This window comes from Trichocoleus sp. DQ-A3 (genome assembly GCF_039961975.1).
Classification (GTDB): domain Bacteria; phylum Cyanobacteriota; class Cyanobacteriia; order Cyanobacteriales; family FACHB-T130; genus FACHB-T130.
On record NZ_JAMPKC010000012.1, the window covers coordinates 54,494 to 72,902 of the forward strand.

Below are 18,409 nucleotides of genomic sequence, written 5' to 3' on the forward strand. Positions count from 1 at the left end.
AGCGCACCATCGGTTAGAGTAGTGGCGATTTTGAGCGTGAGGGTGTAGGCATGGCTAAGCGTAGCAAACGGCAGTTGATTGGGTGGCGATCGCTCTTATTGTTACTTCCTATATCGTTTTCAGCTTCTATCTATCGTAGTTTGGCGTTATTTGTAACTGTTCTATTGTTGTCATCAGTGAGGGCACAGGCAACCAGCGTTTCAATCGCCCAACAGCCAGCAACTTCCTCGCCAAATACAACGACTACCGATCGGCAACAAGCCTATACACGAGCACAGCAACTATTTGAGCAAGCAGGGCAACTACGGCAGCAAGGAACAGCAGAATCTCAGCAACAGGCACTTGCCAAATACGAAGAAGCTTTGAAACTTTGGCAGGAATTAGCTGTTAACGAAGCTCCGACCTATGCAGCTCGTGGTTTTGAAGCTTCGACTCTTCTTGCCATCGGCACGATCTACTATATTCAGAGCGAACCTCGCAAGGCACTGGACTATTTCGAGCGAGGATTAGCCATCAGGCGCGAGTTAAAAAACAGTCTTCAAGAAGCGATCGCTCACGCCTCTACCGATAATGCTGGCTCCAACTCGGACGACCAACAAAAACTGCTCGACTCCTATAAGCAAGCACTTGTAACCACCAACGTTGGGGAAGCTTCCCTGCTCGATTCTCTCGGCAATGTTTACTACAGCTTGGGCAAAATGCAAGAAGCGCTCAAATATCACAATCAAGCCCTGTCGCTGTTTCAAGCTGAGAAACAACCCTCTCGTGAAGCTATTACGCTCAACAACATTGGTGATGTCTACTTTAAGCTAGGCGAAACTCAATCAAGCCTCAGCTTTTACAATCGAGCGCTGGTAATCCAACGTGCCGAGAAGGATACTGCCGCACAAGTCCAAACACTTCAGAATATCGGTCTGAGCTACATCAACTTGGGCGAATCGCAACAGGCGCTTGAATCTTATGAACAAGCACTAAAAATCCAACAAGAAAGGAAGGATTTGGCTGGGCAAGCGGATATCCTCAGCCAAATTGGCTTGCTCAACTACTCATTGGGCGAGCATCAGAAGGCGCTGAACTCCTATAACCAAGCGCTGGAACTCCAACAAGCAGCACAGGAAAATCTATCTGGAACAGCTTTAACCTTCAACCTTTCTCAGCAAGCTGGGATTCTCTCAGGTATCGCTAGCACCTACGCCTCATCAGGATTTGGCGATTATTCCAAAGCGCTGGACTTTTATAACCAAGCGCGATCGCTTTTGCAAAAGGCGGGAAACCGATTTGGGGAAGCGACAGTCCTCAGCTCAGTCAGCTATGTCTACAACCAATTAGGGGAAATGCACAAAGCCCTCGATGCATTAAACCAAGCGCTCGTGCTGTGGCGTGCCATTCCCGCTCCCGCTAGAGAAGCTTTTACCCTCCGTAACATTGCTGATATCCATAATTCAATGGGTAAGCCGCAACAAGCGCTCGACTTATACAACCAATCCCTCGATATCCAGCGTCGGGTGAACGATCGCACTCAAGAAGGCGTCACTCTTAATAGCATTGCTGGAGTCTACCAGGCGTTAGGGGATTATCAGCTCAGTATCGATACAAACACCAAAGCACTAGAGATATTTAAAAGCATTGGCGATCGCACCAGGCAAGCTTCAACCCTTGACGACATTGGCTTTGTCTACCAAGAAGCGAAAGATTATGAGGAGTCGTTGGAGTATCACAACCAAGCGCTGGCTCTAGCAAGAGAAAATAACGATTTCTTGCGGCAAGCCAGGATACTCGCCTCTATGGTTAGAGCCTACGAGTCATTAAAGGATTATCCCAAGGCGCTTGATGCTGCTAAACAATTACTTTCACTGTCGCGCCAACAGAAGGACAGCTTTTGGGAAGCCATGTCCTTCGTTATGACTGGCAGGGTGTATCTGGCATCGGGAGATTATCCCAAAGCACTGGAAGCCACCCAAAAGGCAGTGACTGGGCACCGGAAGGTGGGGACTCGCCTAGCAGAAGCCAACGCCTTGCGGAACCTGGGCAAGGTTTACAATGCGTTGAAGCAGTACGAAAAAGCGCTTTCAACCTATGATCGGGAACTAGCACTACGGCGGTTGATGGGCGATCGTGCGGAGGAAGCATATATACTCTATGAGGTTGCGATTACACAACGCGACAAGGGTAATCTCAACGAAGCTCGTACCCAAATCGAAGCAGCGATCAAAATCGTTGAGGATATCCGTACCAGAGTTACTAGCCCAGAACTGCGTACTTCCTACTTTGCCTCGGTGCAGAATTACTACCAGTTCTACATCGACTTGCTGATGCAACTGCACAAAAAAGAGCCTTCTATTGGGTACGATGCTCTGGCACTGCACGCCTCGGAACGCGCTCGTGCCCGGAGTCTTTTGGAACTCCTAACAGAGGCTAATGCCAATATTCGCCAAGGAGTCGAGCCAAAACAGCTGGAACAAGAGCGCACCTTGCAGCAAAAACTTGATGCTGTCGAGAAACGCCGAGTTGAGTTACACAGTAGCAACCCCGCCAAAGAACAGGTAGAGAAAATTGAACGAGAACGAGAAAACCTCTTAGAAGAGTATCGGCAAGCTCAAGCTGACATCCACGCTAAAAGCCCTAGCTATGCCGCCCTCACTCAGCCAAAACCCCTCACCTTAGCAGAGATTCAGCAGCAGGTTCTGGATGACGATACCCTGCTTTTGGAATACTCGCTAGGCGAAGAACGCAGCTATCTATGGGCAGTCACCAAGACTGGCATCACCAGCTACGAACTCCCTAAACGCGCCGAAATTGAGTTAGCGGCGCGAGGTTTCTATGAACTTTTGAATACCCCTGGCTATCGCTTGGAAACCCGAAAGCCGACTGATAAACGGGGAGGCATTGCGGTTGAACTCGCTCCCGCTAGCACCGAAGTCGTAACCAAACTCAGCCAGATGCTCTTGGGGCAAGTGGCTGGGAAACTAGATAAGAAACGATTACTCATTGTCAGCGAGGGTGCATTGCAGTATGTCCCCTTTGCCGCGCTACCAGTACCAACGCAGCCAAGCACAGAAAACAAAGCCAATCCTTCCACCTCATCCACTCCACTGTTAGTCAATTACGAAATCGTCAATCTGCCCTCAGCCTCCACGCTAGCCGTGTTAAGACACGAACAAGCTGGGCGCAAACCTGCTGCTAAGGCTGTGGCGGTGCTAGCCGATCCCGTCTTTGGCAGTGACGATGAGCGAGTCAATAAAGCAAAAAGGCAGACAGAGAAGCAGGGGAGTATCGGAGAAAACCTTGCACTCAGTGCTTTAGCAAGATCCGCTAGAGAATCGGATGTCACTTTTAAGCGTCTACCCTTTACCCGGCAAGAAGCGGAGGAGATTCTATCCCTGGTACCAGCCGCAGAACGCAGGCAAGCCTTCGATTTTGCTGCCAATCGCGCTTCTGCAACTAATCCAGAACTCAGCCAGTACCGAATCGTGCATTTTGCCACTCATGGCATCCTTAATAGCGTGCATCCAGAATTATCAGGGGTGGTGCTGTCTCTGCTAGATGAAAAAGGCGAATCGCAGAATGGTTTCTTGCGACTGCACGATGTTTTCAATCTCAACTTGCCAGCTGAACTGGTGGTACTGAGTGCTTGCGAAACGGGATTAGGTGAAGAAGTCAAAGGCGAAGGATTAGTAGGCTTGACACGCGGCTTTATGTATGCGGGTGCGCCGCGAGTGGTAGTGAGTTTGTGGAGTGTTAGCGATCGCGCAACATCCGAGTTAATGACCAAATTTTACAAAGGAATGCTGGAAAAAAATCTACAGCCAGCAGCGGCATTGAGAGCAGCACAGATAGAAATGTGGCAAAAAACGGAATGGAAAGCACCCTATTACTGGGCAGCTTTCGTGCTGCAAGGCGAGTGGAAATAACAACCGAACTGTATCGCTTCTAGCTCCCTCAGGAGTTACACAGTTGGCTTAAGAATGAAACGAGGAGCCGCCAAGTAGTGACGAACAGCATCTCGCACAATCCTGCGTTGCAATCAGGAAGTTAATGTAATCGGGTTGGTTGACTTTCGCTGGCTTCATTCCTAAGTAGTTCTACCTCACCTCCCCTTGTTTCTCAACTGCGTAACTACTGAATCTTTATGAAGCTGGAATAAAGCTCAACTCTCCACTGATTTCAGGATAACTTATAAGTTTTAATTATGAATTAAATGAATTTACGTATTTATACTTAGGCAAGCTTTAGAAAAATTGTCCATCTATGATTTATTTTTTTCATCAAGTCTCCCATTTTTACTAACTTTCATGGCTAGACAAGCCGTTGGTAGGTCACTCTAATAAAATTACATTTAATAAGTCTTTACATATATAAGCTGTTTATATATGGATACTTTTTATTTTTTCAGTAAAGTCTACGTGGAATTACTAGAAATTCACAGAGGAGAATAGTAGGCTTCCTTTTACGGCTGAGTTGTATTCAATACCTGGCTAGGGCACCTTTAATTGCAACTTAGTAGGCAAGGAATTCTAACTGCTGGGTCTGTCTACATTCTCGGCTTCAACTTAATTCTGCATGAGAGGAACACTTTATGAGTTTAATGAGAAAAGTTACAGGAATTGTCGGGGGAGCAGCGTTGCTCACAATGGGTATAAATTCAGCTCCCTCTGAAGCTGCTTTGTTGGACTTTTCTTTAAGAAGTTTTAGAAAAGAAATTTCTTTTACTTTAGATACCTCGGTGACAGATCAGGATTCTTCTCCAACCGCTGGTTTCTTCCCAAACGCGATATCAGACCTTAAAATAGACGGTTCGCCAGTTCCATATTCTGATACGGCAAATGTGAATACTAGAGCGACTACTTCTGCGGGGTTTGGCGGTGGAATTGGGCCAGGAGAGTTTTCTAGTTTGAGCTTCTTTTTCAGAGGTTTTGATTTAAATTTACCGGATCCAGTCCCCATTCCTACCTCTTATTTCTTTGTTTTCTGGTTTGATAATTTTTCTTTAGTTAATCAACTCTCTAGTGACCCCAACGACTATGCATTACGCATTGGTTACGGAAGAGAAGATACTATTGGCTCTCTCCGTACAGATATTCTTCCAGAACAGCTAACTGTGACGCTTCGTCAAGCGCCATCCCCCAATCCTGTTCCGGAACCCAGTGCGATGGCAGGTCTTTGTGTCTTAGCCCTGAGCTTCTTATTAAAGAAGACTGCTCAAAAAGCTTAAACAGGGCTTACGCAGCAGCAATTTAAACTGAGGAGATCAGCTTCACCAAACTCGACTACTGCCAATATCTACTGAGCAGTCCTGTCAACAACACGGTCACGAACTTGACCGATCATCTTGAGGGTATTAGCCATGATCGCATCAATCGCTATCTGCGTGGGGAGAAGTTGACGCCTCGAAAGTTGTGGGACGACACCGTGGAACCCCTTCTACAACCGTCCGAGAATGCCTAAGTGCTATTAAATGATACGGTTCTAGACAAGCGTTATTCAGACTCGATTGAACTGGTCAGGCGACAATACTGGTCAGGCGGCAATACAGTGGGAATGAGCATCGCGTGATTCGGGGCATTGGCTTGACGCCGCTGTCTGTACGTCAATGGTGAAACTGGACTGAAATGTCCCTTGCGTAAGCCCTGTCCTTTACAAACTCAAGGGGAGGCGAACCGTGAAACTAGACCCCATCCCTTCCTGACTTTCTACAGTAATATTACCCCCCATCATCTGGCAGAAGTGACGGCTAATTGCCAATCCCAGTCCAGTACCCCCATACTTTTTGGTAGTCGAGGCATCTCCTTGCATAAAGGCTTGAAACAATTGCTGTTGTTGTTCATCCGAGATCCCAATCCCGGTATCGGCGACCCGAAAAAGGATGAAGGACGTTTTTAAGGATGAAGGATGTAGGGTGGAGGAATCAGAGTTTCGGGTTTTTAGACTTGCTGCTGATAGTTGACTCTGGGCGATCGCGCTTTCATCTTTCTGCACCGTCAGCGTCACTTTACCTTGCTCGGTAAACTTGGCAGCATTGGAGAGCAAATTAAACAATACCTGCCTCACCTTAATCTGGTCAGCGTACATGGTGCCCAGATTCTCGTCACAATGAACGTCTAAGACATTTCCATTCTTCTCTACTAACGGTTTTACTGTTATGACAACGCTAATAATCAACATTTTGATATCAAACGTTTCCGGGTAGAGAGTCATTTTCCCGGCTTCAATTTTCGACAAGTCGAGGATGTCATTAATCAGTGCCAGAAGATGTTTGCCAGCAGAGTTAATTGATTGAAGATCGCTAATAAAATCTTCATCGCTTAAGCCGAGATCCTGGGCATCTTCTTCGAGAAGTTTGCTCAAGTTAATGATGGCATTCAAGGGTGTACGCAGCTCGTGGCTCATATTCGCCAGAAACTGACTTTTGGAGGTACTAGAAGCTTCAGCTAATTCTTTCGCTTGTTGCAATTCTTTGGTTCGCTCGGATACCCGTTCGATGAGATGATTCAGAGAAGTGGCTAATGACCCAATTTCATCGCCAGTGGTGACAGGGGCACGCAGATCAAAATTAGATTCCCGTGCTACCTGCTGAGCCACTTGAGTAACCGTGACGACTGGCTGTGCGATCGCGCGACTGGTACGCAGCGCCATCGTCCCTGCGATCGCAACCGAAACAAGCATACTCAAGATAATAATGATTTTCTCCAGTCCTTGAGCATTCTCCATCACTTCTCTCCCTTGCTGCTCCTGCTTTTGAGCCATGTCAAGGAGGGTACTCAATTGTGCATTGAAGCGCTCTAAAGTCATCGCTGACTCCCCACGGATCGCGATGAGTAGTTGCCGTCGCGCTGACTCAACCGCCTTTGGCTGCAATTGCAATTGGTCAATTGGTTGCAAGCTAGACTCAGTTTGCTGAACGTAGGAGTCCAAAGTAGTCGTGTAAGCCTGCAATAATTCCTGTATTGTGTCGGGGGTTGCTGCTAACCAGGCAGGGTTGCTCTTGATGAAGCGTTCAATTTCCAACCTCAACTTCTTAGCTTTGCTAACACAGTCGAAAAATTGCGCTTTTTCCAATTGCAGCTGTTGTGAATCCTCTAGTACAGCAGCTAAATGCGAACCATGTAATTGCACCTCGATGACCGCATCCTTAAAATTTCCGAGCAGTTGTGCTTGTACGTGGGCATCATTGAGTTGTTTGACGCCTTGCCCTTGGTAATAGTCTGCGATTACTAACCCAGCTAGCGAACCGAAAAAGCCAATCGCAATTGCTAGGAAATAGCCGTAGCCAATCTTTTGGTGGATGCGCCAAGAACTGGCTTTCGGTTTCCAAGGTAAGAGAGATTTTAGCGAGTGGCGGTCGGTCGAGAGCGACTGAGTCGCTAAAACTTTTTGGCTCTCTGTGGTGTCGTCAGCAGCGGTTGGCTCTTGAGGTTGCATCAGCACAAATTCCTTGCCTTGCTGCTAAAAATGACCAAATCAGCCCTATTAGATCGAGTCGAGTCTCGCTCGACCCTTAGCTCCACTTCTTTTATAACAGCACCACCGCTGAGCCAATGTGATTTGTATGGTGTTTTAAACAAGATCGAGGAAAGGGTTAAGTTTCCAAAAATGTAACCTAAAGCACTACTCGAAAGCTACAGTGCCAGATTAGGAACACGAGATTATTTGTTGTTCTAATTTGTGTTCCAAAATATGAATCGCTTTCTCCCGTGTAGTGCTAAGCCGAATTTCTGGAATCGTGTAAAAATTGTTTCTCTAGCGCTGGGTATCCTCAGCCTGAGTGCCTGCCAATCTGCCCCGACGCTAGAGAAACTACCCAGAAGCCTGACTGTCTCCGGAAAAGGAGATGTCAGCATTCCGACAACGATCGCGCAAGCGCGTTTGGGTGTGGAAGTTCAGGGGAAAACTTCTCAGGAAGTTCAGCAGCAAGTCGCCCAACGCTCTTCTGCGGTAGTGAAACTGCTGAAATCCCGTCAGGTGGAAGAACTAAAAACGACTGGGATTACTCTCGCTCCTAACTATAGTTTCAAAGACGGTAAGCAAACCCTCAATGGATATATCGGCACCAACATTGTAAGTTTTCGGACTGGTCATGAAAAAGCCGGGACGCTGTTAGATGATGCCATCAAAGCCGGTGCAACACGAATTGATGGCGTTAATCTTGTTGCTGCGGATGAAGCAATCGCGCAGGCTCAACAGGAAGCGATTAAAAAAGCCTCCGAAGACGCCCAAAAGCAAGCAGCAGCGGCGTTGGGGGCACTCGCTCTCAATCAGCGAGAAATTGTCAGCATTCAAATCAATGGAGTCAATCCACCACAGCCAGTCATCGCCTCCGAGCAGGCTTTATTATCCCCTCGAAATCAGGCTGCTGACACGCCGGTTGTGGGTGGCGAACAGAAGATTATTTCATCCGTTACCTTGCAAATTCGCTATTAAAGAGCGGCTTAACGTTTCAGGATGCGTCCAATCCAAATTACACCTAAAGTCCCTAACCCAAACCAGATAGCCACGATAATAAAGGCAACAATCCAATTCGTAGGTTTATCTTGAGCGATCGCGCTTGTTGCTCTTTCCCGACAATCCGCCATCACGGCTGGGGGAATCATCTTCAGTACCAGCCAAATTCCCAGCGGCACAAGAATCAGATCGTCTAGATAACCAATGACTGGGATAAAATCTGGAATGAGATCGATCGGACTAAAGGCATAGGCGACGATCAACCCAGCCAATATCCTTGCATACCAAGGAACTCTGGGATCTTTACAAGCCAAGTAAATTGCGTAGGTTTCTTTTTTCAACCGATGGAGATGTTGTTTCCATCCCTGCATTTGCGTTGACCTGAATGAACGTTAAACGCTAATGAAGCTGTAGCGATCGCTCACTGCAATACTTGAATAAGTTGCCACTCTCGGACTTTCCCGATCGCTCGGTAAGGCGAGGATAAATTGGCGAGTTGTTCTGACCTAATCCAAGCGTAGCTAGACGGTTGCAGCTCTGAAACTTGTTTAACCTGTTTCGCCAAATCGGGAGTGTAAAAGCATAGTAGCACTCCAGTTTTTCCCGTTCCTCTGATCCAATTCACTGGATGAGTTTGTAACACAGCAGCAATTTCCGGCTGCTGCATTAATGCCTTGATCTCAGGGTTGTAATCTCCAATTAAACCCGTGCTTCCCGCTACGGCTAAAGCAAACCAAGGTCCTACCAACCAAGCTGCTAACCAATAACGAGCCGTTAAAAACTTCTTGCCAAAGTAATAACGACCTATCCACACCACTGGTAACATTAGCCAACCCAACCCCAAACCAAGAGCGATCGCTCCATACTTTTGTATTTGTGCGTCCCCTTTCACGGCAGGAATCGGAAAACTACCGTACAACGCCACACCTGCTAACACTAATAAGCAAGCTAACCCCCCAAAGGCATAACTGAGATTTTGCGGAAGCCATTTTCGCGGCGATTTGTTCTCATAAATTATGGCAAGCCAATCCAAAGCAAGTCCTGCCAATAAAGCCACAAAAGGATAAAGAGCCAAAGCATAATGGGGCAAACGAGTCGAGAAAAAACTGAGTTCTACAAACAGAATCAGCGGAAGGAAAACTAATATTAGCTTCTGTCGAGGAAGTAGATTTCGCAAACAAATGCCTATACCTAATAGGCTGAAAAAAGGCCAGGGAAAAGCTTTGGCTGGAACATTCCAGAAATAGTAAGGCCAAGTATTTCCATCACTTTCATCTGAGCTAAGCCTGAAAATAAACTGGAACAATTCCTGAAAAGTATCTTTGTCATAGTACAGCCAGCCATTCAAAAGCCAGACGATTGTTGGGCTGAAGCCAACTGCAAAGCCTAAATAGAGCATGGGATTCGAGAGATGTCGGTGACGACGATGCTCCCAAATTAGGTAAGGTAACAGCGCGATCGCTGGCAAAAAAATCATATAGCTTCTGATTAAGAAGCCCAGGCCTAAACTTATACCAGCGACGAAGCTCCAAAAACCTTGATATTTTGGATGTCGTTCAGCTTTTAATAAAGACCAAATACCCAAAAGTGCCATGCAAACCATCGGCACATCTGGAACGGCTAATCGACTATATTGAAACCAAAAAAACTCAACACTTAGAATTGCCGCTGCTAACCATGCGGCTCGTTTACTTAACAAAATTGTCCCAATTTCATAGACCAATATCACGCTAATGATGCCAGCAATGATGCTCGGTATTCGCGCAGTTACCTCACTAATGCCGAACAGCGAGAATGAACTGGCAATCAACCAATAGGCACCGGGAGTTTTACCATAATTAGCGATAGAGGGCTTTAACCAGTTGCTAGACTCCACTATTAATTTAGCTCGCCAAGAGTAAAGTCCCTCATCATGCGCCATTAGGCTTTGCTGTTCGTGACTGAATAGCAATAAAGGGACTGACCAAAGTAACAAGGTCAAATAGGGTAATAATGCCTGTAGGCGAGAGATTTTAAGCATTTGACTTCTCATTAAGCAGTCATTTTATTTAGTTGAAAATTAGCCTAGAAGATTTTAATGTTTTTTTATCTAAACTTTTTTGTTGACCCTCACAAAAAAGCCGAGAGGAAACTGCTTTTTTCAAAGCAAGCATCTCTTCGGCTTTAAGCTTCGAGGTATTCAGGTACTTGAAGTACAAGGGTTAAGCAGTCGCTTCACACTCGGTCATTGCTTCCCGCAGGAGTGCTGCTTTGTCAGTTTGTTCCCAAGGCAAATCTAAATCCGTCCGTCCAAAGTGACCATAAGCAGCGACATCTTGGTAGAAACGACCGCCGCGATCGCTGGGTAGGTGACGTAATTTGAATTCTTGGAGAATCCCCGCTGGGCGCAATTCAAAGTTCTGTTTCACCAGTTCCAGTAAGCGCTCATCGTCTACTTTGCCGGTACCGAAGGTTTCTACCAAAATACTGACGGGTCGAGCAACACCAATTGCATAGCTCAACTGGACTTCGCATTTTTCTGCCAAGCCAGCCGCCACAATGTTTTTAGCCACATAGCGACAAGCGTAAGCCGCACTGCGGTCTACTTTTGTCGGGTCTTTTCCGGAGAAGGCACCGCCACCATGACGGGAGTAGCCGCCATAGGTATCAACAATAATTTTCCGTCCGGTCAGACCAGAGTCGCCTTGAGGTCCCCCGATGACGAATTTGCCAGTGGGGTTGACTAGAAAGCGGGTTTCTTCGTCCGGCTGAATCGCCATATCCGCAAAAACGGGTTGTACAACCGCCGCCCACAAATCTTCTTTAATCTTGGCTTGGACTGCGGATTGCTCGCTAATTTCACCAATGTTGGCGGTGTGCTGGGTGGAAATCAGGATGGTGTCAATCCCAACGGGTTTCCCACCTTCATAGGCAACCGTTACTTGAGTTTTGCCGTCTGGACGCAGGTAAGGCAATTGTCCAGTTTTCCGAACTGCTGCAAGGCGGCGAGAAATTCGGTGTGACAAACTGATCGGCAAGGGCATCAGTTCCGGTGTCTCGTTGCAGGCGAAGCCAAACATGATGCCTTGATCGCCAGCGCCAATGGCGTCTAATTGGTCGTCGCTGGCTTCTTCGCGGGTTTCCTGCGCGGTGGTAACACCTTGGGCAATATCTGGGGATTGTTCATCCAAGGCAACCAAGACTGAGCAGCTGTTGGCAGAGAAGCCATTATCGGCATCGGTGTAGCCGATCTCTGCAATTTTTTTCCGGGCTAAGTTAACGAAATTTACTTGAGCTTTGGTGGTAATTTCACCTGTGATTAGCACTAAGCCGGTGTTGACGACGACTTCTGCGGCGACGCGGCTGCTGGGGTCTTGTGTCAGTAGCGCATCTAGAATGGTGTCAGAAATCTGATCGCAGATTTTATCGGGATGACCTTCAGTAACAGATTCAGACGTAAATAGGTAGCGACGAGACAAGGGCAATTCCTCCTGGGATGATGGCTCTTGCTAGGGCAGTGATTTGAGTTAAGTTAAGCTATTTTAACCTGCGATCCTAAAAACATTGAGACGCGATCGCTATAATAGTCAATTTCTTTGATAAAGCTTTGATGAAGCGAATCGGCTGCCCTACGTATTTGGCGTTACACTGGGAAGACATCGGGGATCTGCTTGTAGCGGGAATTTTTCGATGATTTCCATCAGAATAGTCGCTCTTGGTGGACACGAAAGCGATCGCGCTCATGCCAATTACAAATAAATCGGTGACGCTGAGACGGTGCTAGTGATGACAGCAATTTTACCGACAGCCCAACCGCAGAAATCTTTTCCCCTAGTGCCGATGGTGAACCAGTAGCAGAAACCTATGACCATCTCTATGCCATTTTGACGACTTTGGAAGTCCTCAAACAATACTTGGCAGAGCGTCAGGCAACTGTTCTTGCTAACCAGTTTCTTGACTATTCCCAAGGCTTTCCTAAAAGGGAAACTACTTGGCTTTTACCGAGAAGATACTGGGGAAAAGTTGCTAATTGCCGATGAGCTAATGCAGGCGCTAAAGCGGGAAACTCAGAGGCGACAGCAGGCAGAAGAACAAGCCGAACAAGAACGCCAACGAGCCGAACAAGAACACCAACGAGCCGAACAAGAACACCAACGAGCCGAACAAGAGCGCCAGCAGCGGGAATTTGCTCAACAACAGCTTGCTGATCTGGAAAACCTGTTAGCTCGTTATCGCGATCGCTTTGGGAATTTGCCTGATAGCTAATGGCTAACGGGTGTCAGGGGTTCTCACCGATTAGCCATTAGCATCCAAAATTTGAATTTCGTCGAGTTGCGCGATCGCGACATCTGCACTCTCTAGATGTGCTGCCTCTGGTTTTCCCCAGCAGATACCAATACAACCAGCCGCACCCGCCTGACGTGCCATCTGAATATCTCCGGCAGAATCTCCCACCATCAGAGTATTGCTGGGTGAAACTCCCAGTCTCTGGCAAGCTTGCAAAAATAAGGCTGGATCGGGTTTAGTGGGACCTTCATCAACTCCCATCTCTAGCTGGATATAGGGCGAGAGCTGATGACGCTTGACAAATGCTTCTACTCGTGAGGTAGAAGCAGCTGATAAAATTCCTAATTTTAAGCCAGCTTGAAACAGAAGTTGCAGCACTTCCAAGGAACCGACAAATAAGGGGGAAGGGGCAGCATCTTTTAGAAATTGGTCGGCTTCATTAAAGGCGCGACGAGCGATCGCTCTTGATTCCAACCACCCCCGCCCGGTCTCAGCAATATAAGCAGCAGCAGCAATTTCATTCTCTCCATGACTGCCTACGGCTAATAACCCCGTCGGATCGAGAGTATCTCCATTAATGCCAAACGCCATCAATAAAGGATCTCCGGTTCCGGGAATTTGGGCGTCTATAATGCGCGATCGCTTTTGCCCCAACTTTCTCAAAAATGACTCCGAATCTTCTAGGGTGCCGTCCTTGTCAAAAATTACCGCCTGGATATTCGGGAACGTGACCTCTCGACAGCGAATTGTTACCAAAATTTCCCCCTCAACTCATTAAACTGCAATAAAAAAAGAGGGAAATTCCCTCTTTGGTCATCACTAATTTCAAACTTCAAATCTGAAATGTCTTTCCCCTAACAAAATTACTCTTGTTCTGTAGCGGGTGTCAGCTCTTTAGCTTCGATAGCTTCGATCTCAGACGGCTCTTCTTCCTCTTCTGTAGCGGGTGGCACCTCTTCAGCTTCGATAGCGGGGGGCACTTCTGCCTCTTCTGTAGCAGGTGGCACGTCTTCATCTTCGATAGCAGGTAGCGCTTCTTCGTCAGAAACGCCGATTTCTATAGAAGGTATCGTAGTGCCTTGCAGCTTGGCTCGCATCTGCTCCCGATACTTAGCCGCCATTTCTTCCGCCATGTCATAGACGCGATCGCGGTTCTTGATCATGTCGCCCGGTTCTGGCTCTAGCTGCTTGGTGGAGAGCGAAATCCGTCCCCGTTCAGCATCAAGGTCAATGATCATCACTTTCACTTCATCATTGACATTGAAGACGCTGTGAGGCGTGTCGATGTGGTCGTGGGAAATCTCGGAGATGTGCAGCAGTCCGCTGACGCCGCCAATATCAATAAATGCACCATAAGGCTTGATGCCTCGTACCGTTCCAATCACGACCTCGCCCACTTCCAGGCGATTCATCTTCCGCTCGACCAGCGCCCGTCGGTGCGACAGAACTAGACGGTTGCGGTCTTCGTCTACCTCTAAGAATTTTAGCGGTAGTTCTTCACCAACCAAATCTTCCTTGGGTTTGCGAGTGCTGATGTGAGAACCGGGAATAAACCCGCGCAATCCTTCAATTCGTACCAATGCACCACCGCGATTGGTAGCGAAGACAAGCGATCGCACTGTAGCGTCTTCTGTCTGCAACTGCCTGACTCGCTCCCATGCTCGCATGTACTCAATGCGGCGGATGGAAAGGGTTAGCTGTCCATCTTCATTCTCGTCGGTCAGAATGAAAAATTCTCGCGTCTCGTTGGACTGCAACACTTCTTCCGGAGCATCAACCCGATTGATTGACATCTCCTGAATCGGAATGTAAGCCGCTGTTTTAGCGCCAATGTCAATCAGAGCGCCCCTAGGCTCTAAACTGAACACGGTACCGGCGACAATATCACCGGGATTAAAGTGATAGTCGTACTTATCGAGTAGGGCCGCAAAATCTTCGTGAGAAAATCCAATATCTGCTGTAGCGGTTGTTTTCTGATTGACCATGCGTATCGTTTCCTGGTGTTATCTCCGTATTTAACTGTGCCTCCTGTCGATGTACGCCCACGTTTACCGCGTGCAGTTTACACCTACATAGCTCTCTCGCCAAACCTATTGTATGAGATTTTCTAGGAGCGAGAAGTTGTCCAGACAGGATATTATAACTTAATTTGCTCATCCTCCGTTTGGCTAAAATTGCTCCCTAGCAGTAGGTAAGCGGTATTTCAGCTAAAGACTACATCTGAGGCAACAACTACTATTTCTGCATCTGGTTGCGGTACTTTGCCGCCATTTCCTCAGCTTTTTCATAGACTTTCTGAGGATTTTTCAGCATATCACCTAGTTCGGGTTCTAGTGCTTTTGTGGAGAGTGAGACGCGATCTTTCTCAGCATCCATCGAAATTATCATTGCTTTTATTTCATCATCGACCTTAAAAATACTTTCAGGTTTGTCAAAGTCAGCGTGGGAAATTTCGGAAATGTGCAGCAGAGCGTTAATGACTGCAATATTGATAAATGCACCATACGGCTTGAGTGCAAGTACTCTCCCAGTAACAACTTGACCAACTTCTAAATGCTTTATCCCTGCTGGATACAGTGCTAGTCGATGGGAAACAAACAAGCGATCGCGGTCTTCATCTACCTCAACGATCTTGATAGGGATTTCTTCTCCCATTAACTCTTCTTTCGGCTTGCGGGTATCGAGACGAGAATGTAAAACACAGCCGCGCAACCCCTCAACTTTAACTGATACGCCAAAGCGATGAGTTTCAAAAATTATGGCGTAAACTGTGACGTTTTCGGCTTGCATTTGACGCACTCGTTCCCAAGCCAGCTTTTTCTCTAGCTGTCGGATGGAAAGACCAAGTATCAAATTCCCCGCTTCATCGTATTGATTTACAATCAAAAATTCGCGGGATTCGTTCAGTTGCAAGGCTTCTTCTGGAGAGTCAATCTCATTGATTGACATTTCCCGAATTGGGAGAAAAATAGCTGTTGGTGCGCCAATGTCAATTAAAGCGCCCTCCGGCTCCAGAGCGATCGCTTTACCAATTACAACGTCGCCAGGACGAAAGCTAGATAAATTTGAATTCAAAAATGTTCGGCTGTACCTACCGCATCTCTACCGCATACTGTAGCAGCTTTGTCAACCGCTAGTTACTAATAACCAATAAACAAAGAAGCCTGGATTGCTGTGTCACCAGGCTCTGATAAGGAAGGCTTATTATTTTCGAGAGGATCTGTTAGTTCCGTGTCTTCCTCTGTTCCACTGCCATGACTTCGCAGATGATTCAAGGTATCCACAAAATCTCGAATTCCTTGAAACTGCCGATAGACCGAGGCAAAACGGATATATGCAACTTCGCTGATAGATTGCAGACGCTGGAGGACTAATTCCCCAATTTCTTGACTGGTGACTTCTCTGATGATGCGCTGCTGTAATTCTGCTTCAATTTCATCAACCAATACTTCCAGAGTTCCTTGGGGGATGCCGGTTTTTTCACAGGCTCGAACAATCCCACGAATTAACTTGGAACGATCAAAGGAGTCTCGCTGACCTCCCCGTTTGATCACCGTAATTGGAACAAATTCAATGCGTTCGTAGGTAGTGAAGCGATGATTGCACTTCAAACACTCGCGGCGTCGCCGGATACTTTGTCCGGCTTCCGTGGAACGGGACTCAAGGACACGGCTATCGGTGTACTGGCATAAAGGACATTGCATTTTAAAAAGTCCTCGCTTGTTGGATAGACGAGCGTGAGGAAGGATTAGAATTATCTGCCACTTTACTAAAGAAATACCTAAAATTGGAAAAGCTGAGCCGGTTATTATCTTAACCCTTGTGGAAATACAAGGGTTAAGACAGTTGCGGCTCAGTAGCTTTTCCTAAATATTAAGTTGTAGTGCTGCGAGCTTTAGGTGCGAACTACTTCTTCTCAATCCGAGGAGGTTCGCGGAAAGCGATCGCAAAGAAGAGAGTACCCAATGCGAGGGTCAAAATCAAAATGTAAGCAGCGGCTTCCATATCAGAATTTCCTGATTGTTTGCTTTACTACCAGTCTACCTTGTCAAGAAAAACTAAAAAGGCAAAAGGTCAAAGAAAAATACTTAACTTTTGCCTTTCGCCTGATTACATTTCTAGACAGCTTCCTTCTTGCGGGTACTCTTGTCACCCACTTTCTGGAACAGACCCCACTCAACCTGCTCTTCCAGGTCAGCTTCAACCCCAGCAAACACATCCCGGAACAGAGTCCGAGAGCCATGCCAGAGGTGCCCGAAGAAGAACAACAGAGCAAATACAGCGTGTCCGAATGTGAACCAGCCACGGGGACTGGTGCGGAACACCCCGTCAGAATTCAGCGTTTCGCGGTCGAAGGCAAAAGGCTCACCCAGCTGAGCTTTACGAGCAAATTGCTTCACTTTAGCGGGGTCATCAAAAGTTTTCCCATCCAAAGCACCGCCGTATAAGCTTACGGTGACACCCGCTTGCTCAAAGCTATTTTTTGATTCTGCCCGACGGAACGGAATATCGGCGCGAATCACACCGTCTTTATCGGTCAAGATCACGGGGAAGGTTTCAAAGAAGTTGGGAAGACGACGTACCGACAATTCCCGACCTTCAGCATCTTTGAATATTGGATGCCCTAACCAAGCCTGAGCAATCCCATCTCCTTTATTCATTGGACCTGCGCGGAACAAACCACCCTTCGCAGGGCTGTTTCCGACATAGTCATAAAATGCGAGTTTTTCTGGAATTTGCGACCAAGCTTCGGAAGCGCTCGCCCCTTCAGCAATATTGGCTTGAATGCGCCGGTCAATTTCTTGCTTGAAGTAACCGCCATCCCACTGATAGCGGGTGGGACCAAACAGCTCAATCGGAGTTGTAGCACTGCCGTACCACATCGTACCTGCCACAACGAAGGCGGCAAAGAATACAGCGGCAATACTGCTGGAAAGCACAGTTTCGATGTTCCCCATCCGCAAAGCTTTGTAGAGCCGCTCTGGGGGTCGAACTGCTAGGTGAAACAAACCAGCGATAATTCCTACGACACCTGCTGCAATGTGGTGAGCGACGACACCGCCAGGATTGAACGGATTAAAGCCATCGGGTCCCCACTCTGGCGCGACAGGTTGGACGCTGCCAGTGATACCGTAGGGGTCGGAAACCCACATACCAGGGCCAAATAGCCCCGACAGGTGGAATGCACCGAATCCAAAGCACAAAAGACCCGACAAAAGCAGGTGAATGCCAAACATCTTTGGCAAGTCGAGCGCTGGTTGGCCGGTGCGGGGGTCTCTAAACAGTTCCAAATCCCAGTAAACCCAGTGCCAGACGGCAGCCAGGAACAGCAGACCGGAAAGGACGATATGAGCGGCAGCAACGCCTTCAAATGACCATACGCCAGGGTAGTTTCCTGAGCTGCCAGTAATGCTCCAACCACCCCAGGATTCGGTTACACCCAAGCGAGCCATGAATGGCAGTACAAACATCCCCTGACGCCACATGGGGTTCAGGACTGGGTCGCTGGGGTCAAAAATTGCGAGTTCGTACAGGGCCATCGAACCGGCCCAGCCTGCCACGAGGGCAGTATGCATCAGGTGTACAGATATCAATCGACCTGGATCGTTCAGGACGACTGTGTGTACTCGGTACCAGGGTAGTCCCATTGACTACGCTCCTCCTCAGATGAATAAGTGTCTACTTCGACGCTTCTTTTTTTATG

13 protein-coding genes and 2 pseudogenes are annotated in these 18,409 nt (G+C 47.5%); 5 read left to right on the forward strand and 10 right to left on the reverse strand.

The genetic code is table 11. The features are described from left to right. The first annotated feature begins 50 nt into the window (after nt 1-50). The 3 genes and pseudogenes from NDI44_RS17765 to NDI44_RS17775 form a co-directional block, all read left to right on the forward strand. A complete protein-coding gene (locus tag NDI44_RS17765; protein WP_190411283.1) occupies nt 51-3,911 on the forward strand; it encodes a CHAT domain-containing protein in 3,861 nt (1,286 codons plus the stop codon). Between the two features lie 665 nt (nt 3,912-4,576). Further along, nucleotides 4,577-5,212 carry a PEP-CTERM sorting domain-containing protein gene (locus tag NDI44_RS17770; RefSeq protein ID WP_190411284.1) on the forward strand — a complete coding sequence of 212 codons (636 nt, stop codon included), beginning with the start codon at nt 4,577-4,579 and terminating at the stop codon, nt 5,210-5,212. Between the two features lie 35 nt (nt 5,213-5,247). Then, nucleotides 5,248-5,607 (forward strand): annotated as a pseudogene (locus NDI44_RS17775) (transposase); the annotation flags it as partial. A 27-nt stretch (nt 5,608-5,634) separates the two neighbouring features. On the opposite strand, the gene NDI44_RS17780 reads toward NDI44_RS17775, so the two are convergent. Beyond that, nucleotides 5,635-7,419, reverse strand: coding sequence for an ATP-binding protein (locus NDI44_RS17780; RefSeq protein WP_190411285.1), 1,785 nt, complete (start codon nt 7,417-7,419; stop codon nt 5,635-5,637). Between the two features lie 255 nt (nt 7,420-7,674). Between NDI44_RS17780 and NDI44_RS17785 the strand changes: the two genes are divergently transcribed. Beyond that, nucleotides 7,675-8,418: an SIMPL domain-containing protein gene (locus tag NDI44_RS17785; RefSeq protein ID WP_190411286.1), complete on the forward strand. Its 744-nt coding sequence runs from the start codon at nt 7,675-7,677 to the stop codon at nt 8,416-8,418. Between the two features lie 8 nt (nt 8,419-8,426). On the opposite strand, the gene NDI44_RS17790 is transcribed toward NDI44_RS17785, so the two are convergent. The 3 genes from NDI44_RS17790 to metK form a co-directional block, all read right to left on the reverse strand. Continuing rightward, nucleotides 8,427-8,810, reverse strand: coding sequence for a YkvA family protein (locus NDI44_RS17790; RefSeq protein ID WP_190411287.1), 384 nt, complete (start codon nt 8,808-8,810; stop codon nt 8,427-8,429). 50 nt (nt 8,811-8,860) lie between these two features. Continuing rightward, nucleotides 8,861-10,459, reverse strand: coding sequence for a glycosyltransferase family 39 protein (locus NDI44_RS17795; protein ID WP_199304759.1), 1,599 nt, complete (start codon nt 10,457-10,459; stop codon nt 8,861-8,863). 181 nt (nt 10,460-10,640) lie between these two features. Further along, nucleotides 10,641-11,897 carry a methionine adenosyltransferase gene (metK, locus tag NDI44_RS17800; protein WP_190411289.1) on the reverse strand — a complete coding sequence of 419 codons (1,257 nt, stop codon included), beginning with the start codon at nt 11,895-11,897 and terminating at the stop codon, nt 10,641-10,643. Nucleotides 11,898-12,204: 307 nt separating this feature from the next. Between metK and NDI44_RS17805 the strand changes: the two are divergent. Further along, nucleotides 12,205-12,684, forward strand: a pseudogene (locus tag NDI44_RS17805) (hypothetical protein). A gap of 30 nt (nt 12,685-12,714) precedes the next feature. On the opposite strand, the gene NDI44_RS17810 reads toward NDI44_RS17805, so the two are convergent. The 6 genes from NDI44_RS17810 to psbB form a co-directional block, all read right to left on the reverse strand. Then, complete coding sequence (locus tag NDI44_RS17810) at nt 12,715-13,461, reverse strand: HAD family hydrolase (RefSeq protein WP_190411290.1); 747 nt, start codon at nt 13,459-13,461, stop codon at nt 12,715-12,717. Nucleotides 13,462-13,568: 107 nt separating this feature from the next. Continuing rightward, nucleotides 13,569-14,690, reverse strand: a complete 1,122-nt coding sequence (locus tag NDI44_RS17815; protein ID WP_190411291.1) for a 30S ribosomal protein S1 — start codon at nt 14,688-14,690, stop codon at nt 13,569-13,571. Between the two features lie 250 nt (nt 14,691-14,940). Further along, nucleotides 14,941-15,780 carry a S1 RNA-binding domain-containing protein gene (locus NDI44_RS17820; protein ID WP_190411292.1) on the reverse strand — a complete coding sequence of 280 codons (840 nt, stop codon included), beginning with the start codon at nt 15,778-15,780 and terminating at the stop codon, nt 14,941-14,943. A gap of 65 nt (nt 15,781-15,845) precedes the next feature. Further along, the gene (gene nrdR, locus NDI44_RS17825) at nt 15,846-16,409 is read right to left on the reverse strand and encodes a transcriptional regulator NrdR (protein WP_190411293.1); all 564 of its coding nucleotides are present in this window, start codon (nt 16,407-16,409) and stop codon (nt 15,846-15,848) included. Nucleotides 16,410-16,611: 202 nt separating this feature from the next. Beyond that, on the reverse strand, nt 16,612-16,710 hold the full coding sequence (locus tag NDI44_RS17830; RefSeq protein ID WP_190411294.1) for a photosystem II reaction center protein T: 99 nt from the start codon (nt 16,708-16,710) through the stop codon (nt 16,612-16,614). Between the two features lie 113 nt (nt 16,711-16,823). Beyond that, a complete protein-coding gene (gene psbB / locus NDI44_RS17835) occupies nt 16,824-18,353 on the reverse strand; it encodes a photosystem II chlorophyll-binding protein CP47 (RefSeq protein WP_190411295.1) in 1,530 nt (509 codons plus the stop codon). Between the last annotated feature and the right edge of the window lie 56 nt (nt 18,354-18,409).